This window comes from Coriobacterium glomerans PW2, assembly GCF_000195315.1.
Classification (GTDB): Bacteria; Actinomycetota; Coriobacteriia; order Coriobacteriales; family Coriobacteriaceae; genus Coriobacterium; species Coriobacterium glomerans.
The window spans coordinates 467,114-484,862 of sequence record NC_015389.1; the positions used below are offsets into that span (position 1 = coordinate 467,114).

The window sequence follows — 17,749 nt, forward strand, 5'->3', positions numbered from 1 at the left end:
ATGGGCGTCATGGGCTCCTACGCGCTGCGCTCGCTGCGCCGCGCCCGCGCGCGCACGGTCGTGTGCGTCGCTGGCATCGCCTTGTCCTGCGCTCTCATCACAGCCATCCTCACCACGGCGCTCTCCCTGTGCTCGATGATGTATGAGAGCACCGAGCAGATCGAGGGGTCCTGGGAGGTCGGCCTCAGCGGTCTGTCCGACAGCGACGTGGACAGACTCAAGGCTGACGGCCGAACAGCCGACACCGTGGTCATGCGGGAATATGGCGTCGCGCAGCTGCCCTCCGCAGAGCAGAGGGGCCATATGGAGCGCCTGGCTGTCGAGTCCTCGCCCTCGGCCTCGACGGCCCAAGGCATAGTCGTGCCGCCACAGATCGATAGCGGCAGGATGCCCGAGAACAGCCACGAGCTGCTTATGCCGGTCGCGCTTCGCGGTGAGCTCCTCGCAGGCGACGGTCGGCTCGAGGCGCGAAGCCAGGGAAAGATCGCACTCGACTGTCCTGTCACGCTCCCGCTTGGCGAGCGGGTGGCGAAAGATTCCGCAGGAGCGAAGACACATAGGCTCACGATGAGCGATAGTCCGGTCTATGGCGAGGGCTCGGGTCTGAGTGAGAGCATCGAGGGGCCCGCGCCCGCTGAGTTCACCGTCGTGGGCTTCTATCTGCCCGGCTCCGCTTGGCAATTGAACAATGGTGTGATGAACCTTGCGCTGACCTGCGATGACGGCGCGCTGGCCTATCGAGGGAGCACGGTTTGGGCGACGACGACCGGACTCGTCTCACTTGATGACTTCAAGGCCTACGCGCAGGCGTTCTCCCGCGATAGTCAGGAAGGCGAAAGGGGCGCCTCATACGTCCCTGACAGTCTCGAGCAATCGCTTCATCTCTCCTTGCTGCGCTACCGTGGCATCACAGGGGAAGAGCAGATATGGGTCACGGTCGCGGCGATCCTGGGGATTCTCAGCGGTGTGGTCATCGTCGCCTCGGTGTCGCTCATCCACACCGGTTTCGCCATCTCGGTGTCCGAGCGCACCCGCGAGCTGGGGCTGCTCTCCTCGCTCGGGGCGTCTCGACGTCAGATCAGGTGCAGTATCTGCATCGAGGCGCTCGTCCTCGCGGCAGTCGGCGTTCCCTCGGGCCTCATCATCGGCCTGACTGGGACCTGGGTTGTCTTCCAGCTCACCGGTGAGGGACTCGCCCTGTTCATGCGCGTCTCCGGCCATGCTCCAGAGGTCGTCATCTCCGTGTGGGTGCTCGGCGTCGCGGCGCTGCTTTCGCTTGTTACGATCGCTCTGAGCGCGCTTTTGCCCGCGGTGCGTGCCGGTCGCGCCTCCGCGATCGATGCTCTGCGCTCTGCCGGCTTCGTCCACCTGAGTCGCGCCGAGCGGCGTCGGCAGCGCCGTGCCTCTCGCCGGGCGCGCCGCCGTGCCGTTCGGCTCGAAGGGAGCGGCGCACGTGCGGGCGGCGCGCTGGATCGGCTGCGTCTGCACCTCTCGGGCGTGCCCGGTTATCTGGCGCATCGCAACCTCACGCGCGCGAGCTCGAAGTCGCACGTCGCCGTCGCCTCGATCGCCGTCTCCGTCGCGCTGCTCGTCATCATCGGCTCGTTCGTTCAGGATATGGACATGCTGTCCAGAGTCGCTGGCAGCACAGCCGAAGGCGATGTTCGGGTGTCACTCACGGTGGACCCTCGGGATGGCGCGACACTTGCCGGCACGCTCGATGTCGTCGACGGTCTGGATGCGGAGCTGCTCAAGATCGATGGTGTGAGCTCCAACGGATACAGGGCGACCACATACATCGAGGGCCTCGTTCCCTCTGAGATGATCGCCTCGTCTGACATGAAGTCAGCCGCGGACGGCACCGCGTGCGCTTCGTTCATGGTTCACTTCATAGACGATGCGTCGTGGAGAGCATACGTTCGCGACCTGGGACTCTCTGAAGCGGACTACGCAGATGCGACGCATCCGAGGGCTATCGCCCTCAACCGGGTGATCGATTCGGACGGGTCATCCTACCGCTATAGCGCACCTATCAACCACGTCGGGACCGTCGAGCTGCTCACGGAGTTCGTCAGTCGTCCGGAGGCGAGCAGCCCCTCGATCGAGGTCGATGAGAATGGGAATCTTGTCGCGACGTACTACACACGGTCAAGTGCTGAGAAGCTGCAGGTCGCTTTGACGGATGCGACCGTTGCCAGCGCCCGCGTCGAGATCGGAGCCCTCGCCCAGAGCGCGCCCGCGGGCATGTCGACCCTTATGCGCACGCAGCAGCCGAGCTTGGTTCTGCCTGAGAGCGCGCTGCGCTCTATAGGCGCCGATGCGCTGTCCGCTCTCGCAGCGCGCGCGCCGGGAACCAAGGGCACGGGACCTGTGCCCCTCATCGAGCCCGGCAGCTCGCTCATAGTGGACCTGTCGTATCTCACCAAGGACAGCGCGCGAGCGAGCGAGAAGATGAGGCGGACCGCGAGTGATCAGCTCGCAGAGATCGGCGGCGTGTCGCTGAGTGTGAGCGACAACGCATCGGCCGCCCGGGAGAGCCGCTTGATGTACGGCGCACTGCAGATCTTCGCCGGGGCGTTTGCCATCATCATCGGCCTCATCGCGGTGGCGAACGTCTTCAACACGCTCTCGACCTCGTTCATGCTCAGGCGCCGCGAGTTCGCCGTATTGAGATCGCTGGGCATGGGACCCCATTCGTTTCGTCGCATGATCGCGCTGGAGTGCGCGAGCTACGCGGTGCGCGGTCTGGCGATCGGACTCGCGCTCGCCTCCGCGGTGGGTTATGCGCTGTACAGCGCTATCAGCATGTCGATCAGCGGTCTTCCCTTCGGCCTGCCGCTGTTCTGGGTTGCCTTCGCGATCGGTCTGGCTCTGTTCGTGCTCGCCGTCTCGGTCGCCTACGGGCTCAGGCGCTGTCGCGCGGACAGCGTCGTCGAGGCGCTGCATGAGGACGTGCTCTAGGGACCAGTCCCGCGATGCGAAGAGGCCGGGGCGAGCGGGTAGCGTCTTGCGTCGTTCTCCCCATGCGCTTGCACCCGAGGCGGGGTGGAGGATGCGAATGATTCACGTCCATGACGCGCCGTTCACGGATGATCCCCAGCCGCTGGGCGATCTATAGGTAAGCAGGCGATCGCATGGTGGGATCCACTAACTATCATCCGGGCGGATGCGCGTATCGATACGAGCCTCTGTCAAATGCGTACCTCTTCATAAACTTATGATAAAACCTGCAGCTGAAAGTCATATGCATCGAAATTGGCGTGGTCTGTATATCCAAGAACAGATCAAGCCGGGGTTGAATCACGAAGTCACTCAACTTAATAAATTCTAGTTTAGCTGGAGAAATCATCCAGTAAACGGTTGTTTTTGCGCTTCAGGCGGTTGCACTGAACCATGGGAGCATTATTTGACTGCGCGGCCGATGATGCTATGATGTAAAAAAGTCGTTATGTGGTTACTACCAGTTATGGACGTCCTCGAACGTCGTTGCGCTTGTTCCAAGATCAGTTTGGACCCGCCCATGCGGGCGGTTGAAATTGCGGTCGGGTGCTGCTTTCGAGGCAACAGGGGTACATGTAGGCACATGGGGTGATTCGAGATCCAGCAGCTCTGGTGCGCGGCACCGGAAACGAAATCAGGCGAAAGGGGTACAGAATGGTCGGTTTCGTACTTACGGGCCATGGGAAGTTCGCAAGCGGGCTCGGCAGCGCGATCGATATGGTGGCGGGAGACCAGCCCGCCTTCCGGATCGTTCCCTTCGAGGTCTCCGCGGCGGCTACATATGGGAGCGATCTGCGATCGGCCATCGCGGAAATGCGTGCCGAGTGCGAGGGCGTCATCGTATTCGTTGATCTGCTCGGGGGCACCCCCTTCAATCAGGCGATGATGATCTCGCAGGACATCGCCGATGTCGAGATCGTCACGGGGACGAACCTGCCGATGCTCATCGAACTTCTGCTCACACGAGGCAGCGGCTCGCCGATTGGCGAGCTTGTGGCGCAGGCCCTCGCCGTGGGAAAGGCCGGCATCGACCACAAGCAGATCACCGCCGACTCCGACGGGGACGGATTCGATGAGGACGAGGACGGTATCTAGATATGGGCGATTTCGGCCAGAGCATCTTGAGTTCCTCCATTGCGCTGCTGGCGCTGCTCGTGATCATGGGCATCGCCTACACCGTATGGTCGCAGGTGGCGATGAGAAAGAAACGCGCCTACTTCGAGAAGCTGCATGCCGAGCTTGCGACCGGTCAGCAGATCATCTTCTGCGGTGGCATCTACGGCACCGTCGAGGCGGTGCGAGGCGATCGCGTGAGCGTGAAGGTGAGCTCCGGCGCGATCATGGACGTATCGCGCTACGCCGTTCAGCAGATCGCGGGCCATTGAGGCGCCGCCCGCTGACCAGCTGATGGCAGCGATAATGCAAGATCAGGTACAACGCCGAAAGGCATGACGGGAAAGGGAGCGGTGCAGCTATGGCAGAACCGAATATCCTGCTCACCAGGATCGACAACAGACTGATCCACGGGCAGGTCGCCACGCAGTGGAATTCAACCTTGGGAGCCAATCTCATCTTGGTCGCCAACGATGAGGTTTCCAGTGACACGATGCGTCAGAACCTCATGAAGATGGCGGCGCCCACCGGCGTGCAGACCAGGTTCTTTTCGGTCCAGAAGACCATCGACATCATCAGCAAGGCATCTCCCAGACAGAAGATCTTCATCGTTGCCGAGACCCCGCAGGACGTGCTCAAGCTCGTCCAAGGTGGGGTTCCTATAAAAAAGGTCAATGTCGGCAACATGCACATGTCCGAGGGAAAGCGGCAGGTCGCCACAACCGTGGCGGTCGATGACGATGATGTCGCCGCTTTCAAGAAGATGCAGGAACTGGGGGTGGAGCTGGAGATCAGGCGTGTACCGAGCACGTCGGTGGAGGATACGAACAAGCTGTTCGCATAAGCGCTTGCTCGCATCTGTTCGGCCGGGTCGGATCCGGCAGCTTTCCGGTGAGTCCTCGGGATTCACAACATTTCTCGAAAGGAGGAGCAACAAGATGGAGTATTCGATCATACAGATCGCTTTGGTGTTCATCTGGACATTCATCTGTGCAATCGATCAGTTCGACTTCCTCGAGTCGCTGTACCAGCCGATCGTATCAGGTTTGGTCATCGGTCTGATCCTTGGTGATCCCAATACCGGCCTCGTCGTCGGCGGCACCTACCAGCTCCTGACGATCGGCAACATGCCGATCGGCGGCGCGCAGCCGCCTAATGCGGTTATCGGCGGCATCATGGCAGCGGTGCTGGCTATCGCTCTCAAGACCACTATCGATTACAACACGGCAGCGGCCCTCGCCATTCCGTTCGCGTTGCTCGGTCAGATCGGTGTCACAATTGTCTTTACACTCATGTCGCCTCTCATGTCGGCTGCCGACAGGATGGCGCATAATGCAGATGTCAAGGGCATCGTTCATCTGAACTATTTCGCTATGGGTCTGCTGGGACTGATCTTTGCTGTCGTCGTGACGCTGTTCTTCATCGCCGGCGCCACCATCGGACAGACTGTTGCCGCAGCGATTCCTCAGTGGTTGCAGGATGGCCTCAGCGCCGCCGGCGGCATGATGAAGTTCGTCGGCTTCGCGATCCTTCTGAAGGTCATGATGTCACGCGATATGTGGGGCTTCTTCTTCATGGGCTTCGCTTTGGCTATCATCACCGTCGCCAACGAATCGCTGGCGACCCCGGCACTGCTCATTTTGTCCCTGATCGGTTTCGGTATCGCATTCTGGGACTACCAGCAGCGCACCGAGCTGGCTGGTTCTATCGCTGACGGAGGTGACATGGAAGATGGCATCTAATGACTACGTGATCCCTGATCGCTACGAGGATCAGACGCCTGCCGCGCAGCTCGATAAGAAGACGCTCAACAAGATGGCATGGCGCTCCTGCTTTTTGCAGGCATCGTTCAACTATGAGCGGATGCAGGCGGGCGGCTGGCTCTACGGCATCCTTCCGGGTCTCGAGAAGATCCATACCAACAAGAACGATCTCGCGGCGTCGATGAGCCACAATCTGGAGTTCTTCAACACGCACCCGTTTCTCGTGACGTTCGTCATGGGCATCGTGCTGTCTCTTGAGCAGAACAAACTCGACATCCCGACCATCCGCGCCGTCCGCGTCGCGGCGATGGGGCCGCTCGGCGGCATCGGCGACGCCATCTTCTGGCTGACGCTCGTGCCGATCACGGCCGGCATCACGTCGAACATGGCGATCTCCGGAAACATGCTCGCACCGTTCATCTTCTTGGCCATCTTCAACGTCGTGCAGTTCCTGTTGCGCTTCGGTCTCATGAAATGGTCCTACAAGATGGGCACGAGCGCGATCGATGCGCTCACCTCGCAGATGCAGGCGTTCACGCGTGCCGCTTCGATCATGGGTGTCTTTGTCGTCGGCTGCCTGACGGTCACGATGGGCGCCACCCAGATCAATCTCAAGATCCCGAATGGGACCTCGATGGGCTACAGCGCGACCACGGCTGTCGTATCAAACGATGACGCCGAGAATTTCAATCAGGAGATTTCTTCTGATGCGAAGGCGGGCACGATCGGCACGAAGGGTGCCGACGGCAAGCCGATCACGATCAAGAACGCTGACGGAACCGAGACCACCACGGGTATCACCGATCTCGGAAACGGCATGAGCTCGGTCACCTATGCGACCGTTACGCAGACGCCGGTCAACTTCAGCGTCGCGGACACGCTCAACACGGTTATCCCGAAACTGATCCCGCTCGCACTCGTGATGGTTCTCTATTACATGTTCGCGAAGCGCAGCTGGACCCCGATCAAGGGCATCGTCTTGATGTTCGTCTTGGGAATCCTGGGCGCCGGTCCGTTCGGTCTGTGGGGAAGCATCTGGTAGAGATCGGTTTGTCGGGGTTTCCCGCCGCCTGTTTGCAGGCGACGTCGCTCCGGTTCTGATCTTCAATCGGGAAGGCCGCGTCCCTTGGGTCCAAAGGGGTGCGGCCTTTCTCGAACACTGATCCTGTCGATAAAGGAGGCGAGAGCTCATGGCACTCGGCGCACGCAAACAGCCGCTCTATGATCAGCTCGTCGGCATCCTGAGCGATAAGATCGACAATGAGTATCGCCCCGGCGATCTCATCCCCTCCGAGCGGCTGCTCGCCGAGCGCTACGGGCTGTCGCGCACGACCGTCCGGCTGGCGCTTCAGGACTTGGAGCGTCAGGGTCTGGTTATCAGGCAACATGGTCGCGGGACGTTCGTCGCCGACCGCTCCGCCCAGACCACGAATCTCATGCACTCCTACAGCTTCACCGAACAGATGCGCGCCTTGGGGCGCTCTCCCAAGACGACGATTTTGGAATTCAGAGAGATGGAAGCTGACAAGAACCTCGCTGCGCACATGGGGGCGCGCATCGGGGATCGGCTCTTCAAGCTGAAGCGCCTGCGCGCCGCCGACGGGATGCCCATGATGGTCGAGAGAACCTATCTGCCGATGCGCAGATTCATGACGCTCAAGCGTCCCCTCGTCGAACGACGGCCTCTCTATGAGATCATCGAACACGACTACCATGAGAAGATTCGCGTTGCCGAGGAGGAGTTCTTCGCAAGCATCGCGCGTCCCGCAGACGCGCACCTGCTCGACATCGCTGATGGATCTCCTGTGCTCGATCTCGCGCGCACCACCTATGACACCGGCAACGAGATCATCGAGTATACCCTCTCGGTCGCCCGTGCCGATCAATTCAAATACAAAGTCTTCCACTACAGGAACGATTGAAATAAAGAAGACCGCCGGGGTGAGGATCACGATCCCGGGCGGTGCTATGCACGAACTGAAAAGGAGAACGCGATGTTTGAAAAGAGTTGCGACGACCTCGAGAAGCTGGGCGCTCGGAACACGACGACCGAGATCATGCAGGAGCCCGCCCTGTGGCGCGAGACCGTCAGGATCTACAGGGAGAACAAAACGGCTATCGAGGCGTTTCTCGCCGAGGCGGCTGCCATGGCCGACGGTCGCACGACGGTGGTGCTCGCTGGGGCCGGCTCCTCGGACTATGTGAGCGATACCGTCGCACCCTATCTGCGCCGCTGCGGAGACACGGACACCTTTGATTTCAAACCCATCGCCACGACCGATCTCGTCTCGGCGCCGCTCGATTTCATTCGCCCCGCAGACCCCACGATCGTCGTGTCCTTCGCGCGCTCTGGCAACAGTCCCGAGAGCTTGGCTGCCGTGCGCGTGCTGGGCAAGCTGATCGACAACGTCAGATTTCTGAATATCACCTGTGCGCCCGATGGCAGGCTCAAGACCGAGTTCGATGGAGATCCGCATGCGCTGACGATCCTTCTGCCGGGTGCCAACGACAAGGGCTTCGCCATGACGGGGAGCTACACCTGCATGCAGCTGCTGTGCGCGCTCATCTTCGACACGTCCGATATCGAGAAGAAGGCCGCATGGGTCGAGGCGGCAGCCGATATGGGTGAGGAGGTCATCTCACGCGAGTCCGAGATCGCGCGCTATCTGTCCGGCGACTTCAATCGGGTGACCTATCTGGGATCGGGCGGTCTCTCCGGCCTCGCGCAGGAGGCCCAGCTCAAGATCTTGGAGCTCGCCCACGGTCTGGTGGCCACCTCATGGGATTCGGCTATGGGATACCGCCATGGCCCCAAGAGCTTCGTGGATGACAAGACGCTCGTGTTCGTCTTCGTGAGCAACGATCCCTACACGCGCCAATACGATCTCGATATCCTGAATGAGATCTCCGGCGACGACATCGCGCAGCGCACGGTAGCCGTTCAGCAGGATGCCGGGACGGTCTTCGAGCACGAATCGTTTACATTCCAAGGTCGCGAGCCACTGCCTGAGGCGTATCTGTCTCTGCCCTTCGCTATGGTGGCGCAGACCATCGGCGTGCTGAACTCGGTGCGCGTGGGCAACACGCCCGACACGCCCAATCCGACCGGTACCGTGAATCGCGTCGTCAAAGGCGTGACGATTCACCCTTGGGAGGCGTGAGGACCGTGGGCAGATATGCGGTGCTCGCGGACCGCTTCTATTTCCCGACGCACACCCTCGACGGGGGCTATCTTCTGGTTGAAGACGGGATGTTCGGCGAGCATGTCGAGAAGGAGCCCGACTGCGAGATTCTCGACCGGCGCGGCTGCCATGTCGCGCCGGGCTTCGTCGACACGCATATCCACGGCTATGGCGATTGCGATGTCATGGACGGAACCTGGGACAGCGTCCACACGATCGCGAAGCGCATCCTCGAAAACGGGGTCACCTCATGGCTGCCGACGACGCTGACCGCGACGGCCGAGCAGCTCGATGCCGCCTGTCACGGAGTCGCCGACCGCATCGACGAGAACACCGGAGCGCGCATCCAGGGTATCTTTTTGGAGGGTCCGTTTTTCACCGAGAAGCATAAAGGGGCGCAGAACCCCGCGTATCTGAGCGCACCGGCTATCGAGAAGCTCAAACGCTGGCAGAGCTCGGCGAAGGGCCTGGTGAAAAAGATCGCGATCGCGGCCGAGTTCCCGGACAGTCCGGCGTTCATCCGCGCGGCCCGCGAGATGGGCGTCGTCGTGGCGCTCGGGCATTCCGACGCCGGGGTGAGCGATGCGCTGCACTGTCTGGACGCCGGCGCGCGCGTGTTCGTTCACACGTACAACGGCATGAGCCCGCTGCATCATCGCGAGCCGGGCATGGTCGGAGCGGCGTTGTATTCGGGGCACCGGACCTATTCCGAACTCATCTGCGACGGTCATCATGTGAATCCGATCGCTGCGTCGATCGTCATGCAGTGCAAGGGACATGATCATTGCGTCCTCATCACCGACTGCATGCGCGCGGGCGGCATGCCCGATGGCGACTACCTGCTCGGCGAGCTGCCGGTCGTCGTCGCCGGGGGCACGGCGCGCCTCAAGGACGCCGGCTCGCTCGCCGGCTCGATCCTGCGTCTCAACGACGCAGTCAAACATGTCGTCGCATGGGGGATCGCGACGCCGGCGCAGGCCATCGACATGGCGACCCGCGTGGCAGCCGAGGCCAACGAGATCGGCGATGTATGCGGATCGATTCAGGCCGGGCGCGCGGCCGACTTCGTCGTGCTCGAGCCCGACCTGACGCTGAGCGAGACGTTTCTGGGAGGCAAGTCCGTCTATCGGCGCTGATCGTCTGGTGTCCATGTGCGCATCTCGCTCGGGCGAGCCGCAGCCGCGCTCGCCCCGGTGCGCTGAAGAAGGGAAGAGATATGGAACATGTGCTGACCGACGGCGAGCTGTCCGTCACGCTGAGCACGACGGGCGGCTCTCTGACATCGATCAAGGCCGCGGGCCGCGAGTATCTGTGGCAGGCCGATCCGCGTGTATGGAGCGGACAGGCGCCGATCTGCTTTCCCATCTGCGGCGGGTTGCGCGAGGGCCGCGCCGAGACGACGGACGGCTCGCGCATCGAGCTCAGCCGGCACGGCTTCACGCGCGGGCGGGAGTTCGCCCTGGTCGATGCCCGGGACGCGATGGCGGCGATGCGGCTCACGAGCACGCCGGAGCTGCTCTCGCAATATCCGTTCCCGTTCGAGTTCGTCGCGCGCTACACGCTCGGCCGCGTCGCAGGCGCACTCGACGTGTCCTATGAGATCACGAATGTCGGCGAGCGCGATATGCCCTTCTTCGTCGGCGGACATCCGGCGTTTCGCTGCCCCCTCAGCTGTGAGGAGGATTTTACCGACTACCTGATTCGCTTCGACGAGCCCGAAGTCGAGACGGTGCCGCGCGCTGAGGTCGACACCGGCCTCATCGACGTCTCCGATCGCAGCGAGGGACCGCAGAGAGGTCGCGACCTGCCGCTGTCGCATGAGCTGTTCGCGGTGTCCGAGACGATATACGACCGGTTGGCGAGCCGCGGCGCGACGCTGCTCAGTCGTCGCGGAACCCATGGCGTCCGGCTCACCTTCCCCGACATGCCCTACCTCATCGTATGGAGCAAGCCCGCAGGCGACTTCGTGGCCATCGAGCCGTGGGGCGGTCTGTCGACCTGTTCAGACGAGGACGATATCTTCGAGCACAAGCGCGGCTGCCTGATCGCCCGTCCGGGTGAGACCGTGACGCGCGGCTTTACCATCGAGGTGTTCTAGCGCCCATGCGCGCGAGCGACCAAGACAAGGAGTATCGATGATTCTCACCGTAACCATGAACCCGTCCATCGACACGCGCTACCAGCTCAGCGAGCTCATCGTGGATGACGTCAACCGGGTGCAGCCCATGAAGACCGCCGGCGGCAAGGGCCTGAACGTCTCGCGCGTGCTCATGCAGCTCGGCGACGAGGTGCTCGCGACCGGCCTGCTCGGCGGCCATATGGGTGCCTACATGGAAGAGCTCATGGATCGCGACGGCATACCGCACAGCTTCACGCCCATCGCCGGGGAGACGCGGATCTGCCTCAACATCTTGCATGAGGGCAACCAGACCGAGCTGCTCGAGGGAGGCCCTGAGATCTCGACAGCGGAGCTCGGCGCCTTCGAGACGGCATATGCTGCGCTCGTGGGGCGCGCCTCGTGCGTGACCATATCGGGCAGCCTTCCCGCAGGCGTGCCGGCGGACTGCTATGCCAAGCTGGTTCGGGTGGCCCGCAGCGCGGGCGTGCCGGTGCTGTTGGACAGCTCGGGCGCGCCCCTGGATGCGGCTCTCGAATCACGTGCGCGGCCCACGCTCGTGAAGCCGAATCTCACCGAGATCAACGGACTGCTCGGCACCTCCTTCACCACCGATCAGCTCGACGAGCTGCAGCAGGCGCTCCGATCCGACAAGCGCTTCGAGGACATCTCGTGGGTCGTCGTGAGCGCCGGCGCGGCCGGATCCATCGCATTTCGGGGAGAGCGCACCTATCGCGTGACGCAACCCCCGATCCCCGCGGTGAACGCCACCGGATCCGGCGACGCGACGATCGCCGGATTCGCGCACGCGATCGTTGGCGGAAATGACGACGAGACGGTGCTGCGCATCGCGAACACGTGCGGGAAGCTCAACGCGATGGATCCGCAGACCGGCCATCTCGCTATGGAGCACTGGGACGAGGTGTACGGCGCCGTAAAGGTCACAGAGCTCTGAGCCTGTCGCGGAAAAACAGGTGCCTCGGTCGACGAGTGCATATTCCGAACCTCTGCGGCCTGCTATCAATAGCAAATCGAATCTTGGAAGCCCTCGGTTCCGTGCGGCCGAGGGCTTCTTTCGGTTCGTGTCGCCGAATTCGATCAATTCGGTAGGACGATCGAGAAAATAGATGCAACTCACAACCAAAAAGTGACCGTTTGCCAATAATTGCAAAGGTTTGTATTGCAAAGTGCCAAGTAACTTGCCACTATCATGTTACGAGCTGGAGAAAGGCGAGATGGACATGACCGAGGTTCGAAAATCCAAGATCTTGGAGACACTGCGCGCAAAGCGGTCCGTTCGCATCATGGATCTGAGCAAGCAGCTGCGCGTCTCGCGTGAGACCATCCGGAAGGACCTCGCCGAAATGGAACAGGAAGGTTTGCTTCGAAAGACTTACGGCGGAGCCGTTTTAGACGAGGCGAACGTGGAAACCGATTACGATCGGCGTCGAGGTGAGAGCGATGCGGCAAAGAAGGCGATCGCCCAGCGTGCCGTGAAATTCATCGAACCCGGTGACACGATCTATCTCGATTATGGGACGACGACGTACGCGCTGGCCGAACAGCTTGCGAACTCGACCGGTCTCACGGTCGTCACGAATACGATTCCCATCGTGAATCGCCTGATCCACTCTCCAGGCATCGAACTCATCATCTTGGGTGGAAATGTTCGCAAGAACGAGGACTCGCTCTTCGGCAGCCTCGGGCTCAACAGCGCCAGCGACATCTTCGTTGACATCGGGTTCTTCGGATGTGCCGGCATCACCCCGCAAGCCGGCCCCACGAACTATCACATGGGCGAGATCGAGATCTCCAAGCTCATGGTTGCGCACAGCCGCACGTCGATTCTGCTTGCGGACGCATCGAAGATCGGCAGATCCGCTTTATATCGGACATCGGAGATCGCCGATATCGACATCTTCATCACAGATGATATCGACGATTCCGCGATGGAGACGGAATTCACCGAAGCAAATGTGGAGGTTATCAAGATCGATAGGAGCAAAGATGAGTGATCTTGCAAGCCCGCGCACAGAACCCGTGCCGACCGACCCTTCAAAGCGCGATCCGGCAGAAGTTGAGTGGCTGTACCTGCATGGGACTGATTTCGCAGATCAACCGGACCTGTTCCATGGTGTGAGCACCTATCTTCTCGATCACGGGTATGTGCGCCCGGGGTTCGAGCAGGCGCTCGCCAAACGGGAGCGCTCGTTTCCGACCGGTCTTCCCACGCAGCCAGCGGTGGCGATCCCGCATACCGATGGCGAGCATGTACTCAGAGAAGCCATCGCGTGCATAGTCAACAAGCGTCCGATCGAGTTCGTCGAGATGTGCGGCGAGGCGGATGACATCGTCTGCCCCAGCGTGTTCTTCATCCTCGTCATGCGTGAGGGCAAGACGCATCTTGACGTGCTTTCGAGCTTGATAGAGCGAATCCAACAGGGAGGGCTCGTATCGCGCATCATGAGAGCAGCAGATGAAGCCGAACTCAGGGAGGTGATCGCGAGCGTGTGGTAGAGCGCGGCTCAGATACAGCGTCGGCAGACGCGCCGGCGAGAGGGAAGGGAGCAAGACCATGGCAGTGAAGCGAATCATCGTCGCATGCGGAGGTGCGATCGCGACCTCGACGGTTGCAGCGAACAAAATCCGGGAGATATGCGACAGAAACGGCATCGACGCCGATGTCACTCAGGCTCGCATCACGGAGCTGGAATCGATGAAGGATCAAGCGGATCTGATCGTGACGACCGCAAAGGTTCGTCGCGATTACGGCGTTCCCGTGATCCACGGCGTCGCATTCATCTCGGGCATCGGAATCGAAGCCACCGAGCGCAAGATCTTGGATGCCCTTCAGAGCACGTGAGAGGCTGCGGAAAAAAACGGACCGCGAGAGAAAGCGCGGGGCTCCGCCCACCGGAACCCCGCAAACGCCTCGCAGCCCCGTGTGATGTGACCCGTACAGGAAACCTCAGTGGGTAAGAAAGCGAGAACGCAATGAACATCATATTCGAAGCGCTTCAGTATGTCGTCAACCTGGGTTCGACGTTCATGCTTCCGGTCATCATCTTCATAATCGGGCTGTGCCTGAGACTCGGCATCGGAAAATCTCTGCGCGCCGGTCTGACCGTCGGCATCGGGTTCGTCGGTGTGAACCTCGTCGTGAGTCTCATGACGGGAGATCTCGGCTCGGCTGCAAAGGCCATGGCCGAGAATTTCAATCTCAATCTGTCGATCATCGATCTCGGCTGGCCAGGGACCTCTCCCATGGCATGGGCCTCTGATGTGGGTATCATCGCGATTCCCGTGGCGATCGGCGTTAACATCCTCATGCTCTGCGTGCGTGCGACTCGCGTCGTCAACGTGGATATCTGGAACGTCTGGCATATGGCATTCACGGGCGCGATCGTAGAGATGGCGACGGGAAACTTCGCGATCGCTCTCGTCTGCGTCGCGATCCATGCGGCCATCGCCTACAAGCTCGGAGACATGTTCGTTCCGGTTACCGACGGGTACTTCGAGCTCGAGGGCATGGCGATGCCTCACGGCACATCTGCATACATGGGAGTCTTCGCCGCTCCTGTAGACGATCTGCTTGATCGCATCCCGCTGATCAATCGCATCAACATCACACCGGAGACCGTCGAGGAGAAGCTCGGCGTACTCGGACAACCTATGATCATCGGATTTTTTCTCGGTTTCCTGATCGGTCTGCTCGCGGGATACGATGTGGGCCGTGCCGGCACCCTCGCTGTCGAGATGGCCGCGGTCATGAAGCTCATGCCGCTCGTGGTGAAGTTCATCATGGAGGGGCTCATGCCAATCTCAGAGGCAGCGCGCGAAATGCTGAATAAGCACTTCAAAGGCGGCGACTTCCGTATCGGTCTCGATTGTGCTCTCATGCTCGGCGACCCGGCCGTCGTGGCGTCCTCCATGCTGTTCGTGCCGCTGACATTGCTCATCGCCGTCATCATGCCCGGCAATCGAATTCTGCCGTTCGGGGACCTTGCCACCATAGGATTCTTCGTGGCAATCGCCGTGGGCGTTCATAAGGGAAACGTGTTTCGCACGCTTTTCTCCGGCGCGCTGATCATGTCGATCACCCTGTGGATCGCCAACCAGATGGCCGGTCTGCAACAGGCGCTCGGCCGCTCGGTTGGGCTCGTCAAGGCGGGGGAGCAGATATCCTCGCTCGATCAATCCGGTTCACCCATCACATTTCTGCTGACCAGAGCGACGACGACAGATCTTGGCATCGGGTTCATCGTCATCGCTGCTCTATGGATCGGTGCGTTCGCCTATACCTATATATGCTACAAACGCGGGCGGTTGTTCAAGTCGAGGAACGCTGCCGAGCGATCTGCCGAGCATGACGCGAGCCGAGAGGCCGGCAAGGTGGAGATCGCCTAGCTCTCATGTGAGCGATCCGGCGGCTGCGCCCGCTGAAGTCTCAACGTCGGCGAGGTCGCAGCGGTCCGTCCGAAACGGAATGCTATTCAAACATAGAATCGAGGGAGCGCCTTATGAAAGCGCTTGCGATCACGGCTAGCAAGAATATGGAACTCGTCGACATAGAGGTGCCGAGCCCCGGCCCCGATGAGGTCTTGATCCGGGTCTCTTATGTCGGCGTTTGCGGATCAGACCTTCCGAGGTACTTCGAAGGAGGGGTTCATCAATATCCGCAGGTGCTCGGCCACGAATTCTCGGGCGTGATCGAGCGAACGGGTGAGGGGGTATGCGGTTTGACTCCCGGCACCGCGGTCGTCGTCGCGCCGCTCGTGCCGTGCGGTACGTGCGATCAGTGCCAGCAGGGCAACCCGCAGCTCTGTGAAAACTACAGCTTCATCGGTTCGCGTCGTCCAGGTGCGATGGCGGAATATGTCACGGCGCCCGCCAAGAACTGCTTGAAGGTTCCAGATGCTCTTCCACTCGATATCGCCTCGACCATCGAACCGCTTACGGTCGCCTTGCACGGCATGGAGCGGGTCAGAATTCGACCGGGCGCTCGCGCCCTCATCTTGGGTGCGGGAACGATCGGTCTCATGGCGGTACTGGCGCTGCGGGCGCTCGGCATCGGCGAGATCACCGTCGTCGACATCAACGAGAGCAGGCTCGGAGTGGCGCGCGAGGTTGGGGCGGACCGCACGATAAATCCCGCGCGCGTCGACCTCGATGATCACTTCGGTAGATACGGGCTCGGTGAGGTCGTCTTCGAGACAGCCGGAAACCATGTGACGCAGGTTCAGGCGATCAGGTACGCCGATCGGTGCGGCAAGGTCGTATTCATCGGAACGTGCACCCAACCGATAGATTTCGATCCGGAGACCTTTGAGCTGATCTTGCGCCGCGAGCTCGAGCTGACAGGCTCATGGATGTCCTACTCCGCTCCATTTCCCGGATATGTATGGAACGCGGCGCTGCGCTATCTGGCGACCGGTGAGATCGACACCTCTGCGCTCATCACGAGCACCTGGTCGCTTGAGGATGCTGCGGAGCCGTTTGAGCGGATGCGCGCACCCGGATCATCTGAGGTGAAGGTGCTCTATCGCATCGGCGGATGAGGCAGCCGGTCAGCTCGTAGCGTCAGCGATCAGAAGGCGGCATCTCGAAGCGGATGTCTCCATTGCCGTGCGGATGTCGGCTTCGATGAGTCCATCGGGATCGGCATCCACGACCACGGCATCGACGTCTTCGAGCCCACCGAAGCGCATGAGCCCCGAGCTTCCGATCTTGGTTGCGTCCATCAGGACGATGCACTCGTCGGCTGCGGCGAGAAATGCAGCTTTGACCTCAGCCATCTGGGCGTAGCCGGTCATGAGGCCGCGGCCCGGAACATAGGAGGTGGGGCAAATCACCGCTTTGTCGGGATGGAGCACCTCAAGCGAGCGGAGGACGAGCGGGCCCGTGAGGTAGCGGTGACCTTGGCGAAGCGCGCCGCCGAGCAACATGACGTCAACGGAGGGCATGCTCTCGTCTATGAGATCGGCGATGGTGACGTCCGCGGTGATCACGGTGAGGCTCTGGTAGACACCGAGCATGCGGACGAATTCGAGCGCGGTGGTCCCGGAGTCCACGAGCAGGGCATCGCCGTCGGAGATCAGCGACAGCGAAGCCTGAGCGATTCTGCGCTTGGCTTCCACATTCACGTTGACGCGCCGGTCTTGAATGGAGACCGTGAGCGAGCGGTGCAGTGAGACGGCTCCGCCATGCGTGCGGCGCAGCTTGCCGGCGCGCTCAAGAGCGTCAAGATCTCCGCGGATGGTTACAGCTGAGACCGAGAACGCGCGGGCGAGACCGGATACCTGCACCGATGCCGAGCGATCGAGAACGGCCAAGATCGAAGCCCTGCGCTCGTCGGCATACAGAGGTTTTTTGCAGGACATGGAGAGCTCCTTTCAGATGCTGTGCGGGCGAGCCGGAAAAGCCGTCTGCGGTCGTGTGCTGCCGCAGCCCGGCCCATCCGGCTCGGCACTCTCGGATTGTGCAGATTGTGTTTTCGTTACTTTTGATATACGAAAACATCTGCGTTGCGTTTGCTTGCGTTCGATAGTATAGCAAAATCGGGTATGGTAGCTCCG

General features: G+C 61.1%; 17 protein-coding genes. 16 read left to right on the top strand and 1 reads right to left on the bottom strand.

The window, feature by feature from the left end; translation table 11 throughout:
• The 16 genes from CORGL_RS02065 to CORGL_RS02140 all read left to right on the top strand — a co-directional run bounded on the left by CORGL_RS02065 (position 1) and on the right by CORGL_RS02140 (position 16,732).
• A complete protein-coding gene (locus CORGL_RS02065) occupies positions 1 to 2,961 on the top strand; it encodes an ABC transporter permease (protein WP_013708263.1) in 2,961 nt (986 codons plus the stop codon).
• Positions 2,962 to 3,654: 693 nt separating this feature from the next.
• The gene (locus CORGL_RS02070; RefSeq protein WP_013708264.1) at positions 3,655 to 4,095 is read left to right on the top strand and encodes a PTS sugar transporter subunit IIA; all 441 of its coding nucleotides are present in this window, start codon (positions 3,655 to 3,657) and stop codon (positions 4,093 to 4,095) included.
• 2 nt (positions 4,096 to 4,097) lie between these two features.
• Positions 4,098 to 4,385 carry a preprotein translocase subunit YajC gene (locus tag CORGL_RS02075; protein ID WP_013708265.1) on the top strand — a complete coding sequence of 96 codons (288 nt, stop codon included), beginning with the start codon at positions 4,098 to 4,100 and terminating at the stop codon, positions 4,383 to 4,385.
• An 89-nt stretch (positions 4,386 to 4,474) separates the two neighbouring features.
• On the top strand, positions 4,475 to 4,957 hold the full coding sequence (agaV, locus tag CORGL_RS02080; protein ID WP_013708266.1) for a PTS N-acetylgalactosamine transporter subunit IIB: 483 nt from the start codon (positions 4,475 to 4,477) through the stop codon (positions 4,955 to 4,957).
• A 94-nt stretch (positions 4,958 to 5,051) separates the two neighbouring features.
• Entirely contained in the window at positions 5,052 to 5,855 is an 804-nt protein-coding gene (locus tag CORGL_RS02085) for a PTS mannose/fructose/sorbose/N-acetylgalactosamine transporter subunit IIC (protein WP_013708267.1), read from the top strand.
• Entirely contained in the window at positions 5,845 to 6,918 is a 1,074-nt protein-coding gene (locus CORGL_RS02090; protein ID WP_013708268.1) for a PTS system mannose/fructose/sorbose family transporter subunit IID, read from the top strand. The genes CORGL_RS02085 and CORGL_RS02090 overlap by 11 nt, the downstream gene beginning before the upstream one ends.
• Before the next feature lie 148 nt (positions 6,919 to 7,066).
• The gene (locus CORGL_RS02095; protein ID WP_013708269.1) at positions 7,067 to 7,798 is read left to right on the top strand and encodes a GntR family transcriptional regulator; all 732 of its coding nucleotides are present in this window, start codon (positions 7,067 to 7,069) and stop codon (positions 7,796 to 7,798) included.
• A gap of 72 nt (positions 7,799 to 7,870) precedes the next feature.
• Entirely contained in the window at positions 7,871 to 9,037 is a 1,167-nt protein-coding gene (locus tag CORGL_RS02100; RefSeq protein ID WP_013708270.1) for an AgaS family sugar isomerase, read from the top strand.
• A gap of 5 nt (positions 9,038 to 9,042) precedes the next feature.
• Positions 9,043 to 10,194: an N-acetylglucosamine-6-phosphate deacetylase gene (gene nagA / locus CORGL_RS02105; RefSeq protein WP_013708271.1), complete on the top strand. Its 1,152-nt coding sequence runs from the start codon at positions 9,043 to 9,045 to the stop codon at positions 10,192 to 10,194.
• An 80-nt stretch (positions 10,195 to 10,274) separates the two neighbouring features.
• Positions 10,275 to 11,156 (top strand): aldose 1-epimerase family protein, encoded by an 882-nt coding sequence (locus CORGL_RS02110; protein ID WP_013708272.1) that lies wholly within the window; start codon positions 10,275 to 10,277, stop codon positions 11,154 to 11,156.
• A gap of 37 nt (positions 11,157 to 11,193) precedes the next feature.
• Positions 11,194 to 12,129, top strand: a complete 936-nt coding sequence (locus CORGL_RS02115) for a hexose kinase (protein WP_013708273.1) — start codon at positions 11,194 to 11,196, stop codon at positions 12,127 to 12,129.
• Positions 12,130 to 12,373: 244 nt separating this feature from the next.
• Positions 12,374 to 13,189, top strand: a complete 816-nt coding sequence (locus tag CORGL_RS02120) for a DeoR/GlpR family DNA-binding transcription regulator (RefSeq protein WP_172633515.1) — start codon at positions 12,374 to 12,376, stop codon at positions 13,187 to 13,189.
• Positions 13,182 to 13,691 carry a PTS sugar transporter subunit IIA gene (locus CORGL_RS02125; protein WP_013708275.1) on the top strand — a complete coding sequence of 170 codons (510 nt, stop codon included), beginning with the start codon at positions 13,182 to 13,184 and terminating at the stop codon, positions 13,689 to 13,691. Before CORGL_RS02120 ends, CORGL_RS02125 begins: the two co-directional genes overlap by 8 nt.
• Before the next feature lie 58 nt (positions 13,692 to 13,749).
• On the top strand, positions 13,750 to 14,037 hold the full coding sequence (gene gatB, locus CORGL_RS02130) for a PTS galactitol transporter subunit IIB (protein ID WP_013708276.1): 288 nt from the start codon (positions 13,750 to 13,752) through the stop codon (positions 14,035 to 14,037).
• 131 nt (positions 14,038 to 14,168) lie between these two features.
• Positions 14,169 to 15,581 carry a PTS galactitol transporter subunit IIC gene (locus tag CORGL_RS02135; protein ID WP_013708277.1) on the top strand — a complete coding sequence of 471 codons (1,413 nt, stop codon included), beginning with the start codon at positions 14,169 to 14,171 and terminating at the stop codon, positions 15,579 to 15,581.
• 113 nt (positions 15,582 to 15,694) lie between these two features.
• Positions 15,695 to 16,732: a galactitol-1-phosphate 5-dehydrogenase gene (locus CORGL_RS02140; protein ID WP_013708278.1), complete on the top strand. Its 1,038-nt coding sequence runs from the start codon at positions 15,695 to 15,697 to the stop codon at positions 16,730 to 16,732.
• A gap of 9 nt (positions 16,733 to 16,741) precedes the next feature.
• Here CORGL_RS02140 and CORGL_RS02145 read toward each other — a convergent pair whose 3' ends face one another.
• Positions 16,742 to 17,554, bottom strand: coding sequence for a DeoR/GlpR family DNA-binding transcription regulator (locus CORGL_RS02145; RefSeq protein ID WP_013708279.1), 813 nt, complete (start codon positions 17,552 to 17,554; stop codon positions 16,742 to 16,744).
• Positions 17,555 to 17,749 lie beyond the last annotated feature (195 nt).

Excerpts from the sequence above, each read along its gene's own strand:
- CORGL_RS02065 (WP_013708263.1), top strand. The coding sequence starts at position 1 with ATGGGCGTCATGGGCTCCTACGCGCTGCGCTCGCTGCGCCGCGCCCGC.
- CORGL_RS02070 (WP_013708264.1), top strand. The coding sequence starts at position 3,655 with ATGGTCGGTTTCGTACTTACGGGCCATGGGAAGTTCGCAAGCGGGCTC.
- CORGL_RS02075 (WP_013708265.1), top strand. The coding sequence starts at position 4,098 with ATGGGCGATTTCGGCCAGAGCATCTTGAGTTCCTCCATTGCGCTGCTG.
- agaV (WP_013708266.1), top strand. The coding sequence starts at position 4,475 with ATGGCAGAACCGAATATCCTGCTCACCAGGATCGACAACAGACTGATC.
- CORGL_RS02085 (WP_013708267.1), top strand. The coding sequence starts at position 5,052 with ATGGAGTATTCGATCATACAGATCGCTTTGGTGTTCATCTGGACATTC.
- CORGL_RS02090 (WP_013708268.1), top strand. The coding sequence starts at position 5,845 with ATGGCATCTAATGACTACGTGATCCCTGATCGCTACGAGGATCAGACG.
- CORGL_RS02095 (WP_013708269.1), top strand. The coding sequence starts at position 7,067 with ATGGCACTCGGCGCACGCAAACAGCCGCTCTATGATCAGCTCGTCGGC.
- CORGL_RS02100 (WP_013708270.1), top strand. The coding sequence starts at position 7,871 with ATGTTTGAAAAGAGTTGCGACGACCTCGAGAAGCTGGGCGCTCGGAAC.
- CORGL_RS02110 (WP_013708272.1), top strand. The coding sequence starts at position 10,275 with ATGGAACATGTGCTGACCGACGGCGAGCTGTCCGTCACGCTGAGCACG.
- CORGL_RS02115 (WP_013708273.1), top strand. The coding sequence starts at position 11,194 with ATGATTCTCACCGTAACCATGAACCCGTCCATCGACACGCGCTACCAG.
- CORGL_RS02125 (WP_013708275.1), top strand. The coding sequence starts at position 13,182 with ATGAGTGATCTTGCAAGCCCGCGCACAGAACCCGTGCCGACCGACCCT.
- gatB (WP_013708276.1), top strand. The coding sequence starts at position 13,750 with ATGGCAGTGAAGCGAATCATCGTCGCATGCGGAGGTGCGATCGCGACC.
- CORGL_RS02135 (WP_013708277.1), top strand. The coding sequence starts at position 14,169 with ATGAACATCATATTCGAAGCGCTTCAGTATGTCGTCAACCTGGGTTCG.
- CORGL_RS02140 (WP_013708278.1), top strand. The coding sequence starts at position 15,695 with ATGAAAGCGCTTGCGATCACGGCTAGCAAGAATATGGAACTCGTCGAC.
- CORGL_RS02145 (WP_013708279.1), bottom strand. The coding sequence starts at position 17,554 with ATGTCCTGCAAAAAACCTCTGTATGCCGACGAGCGCAGGGCTTCGATC.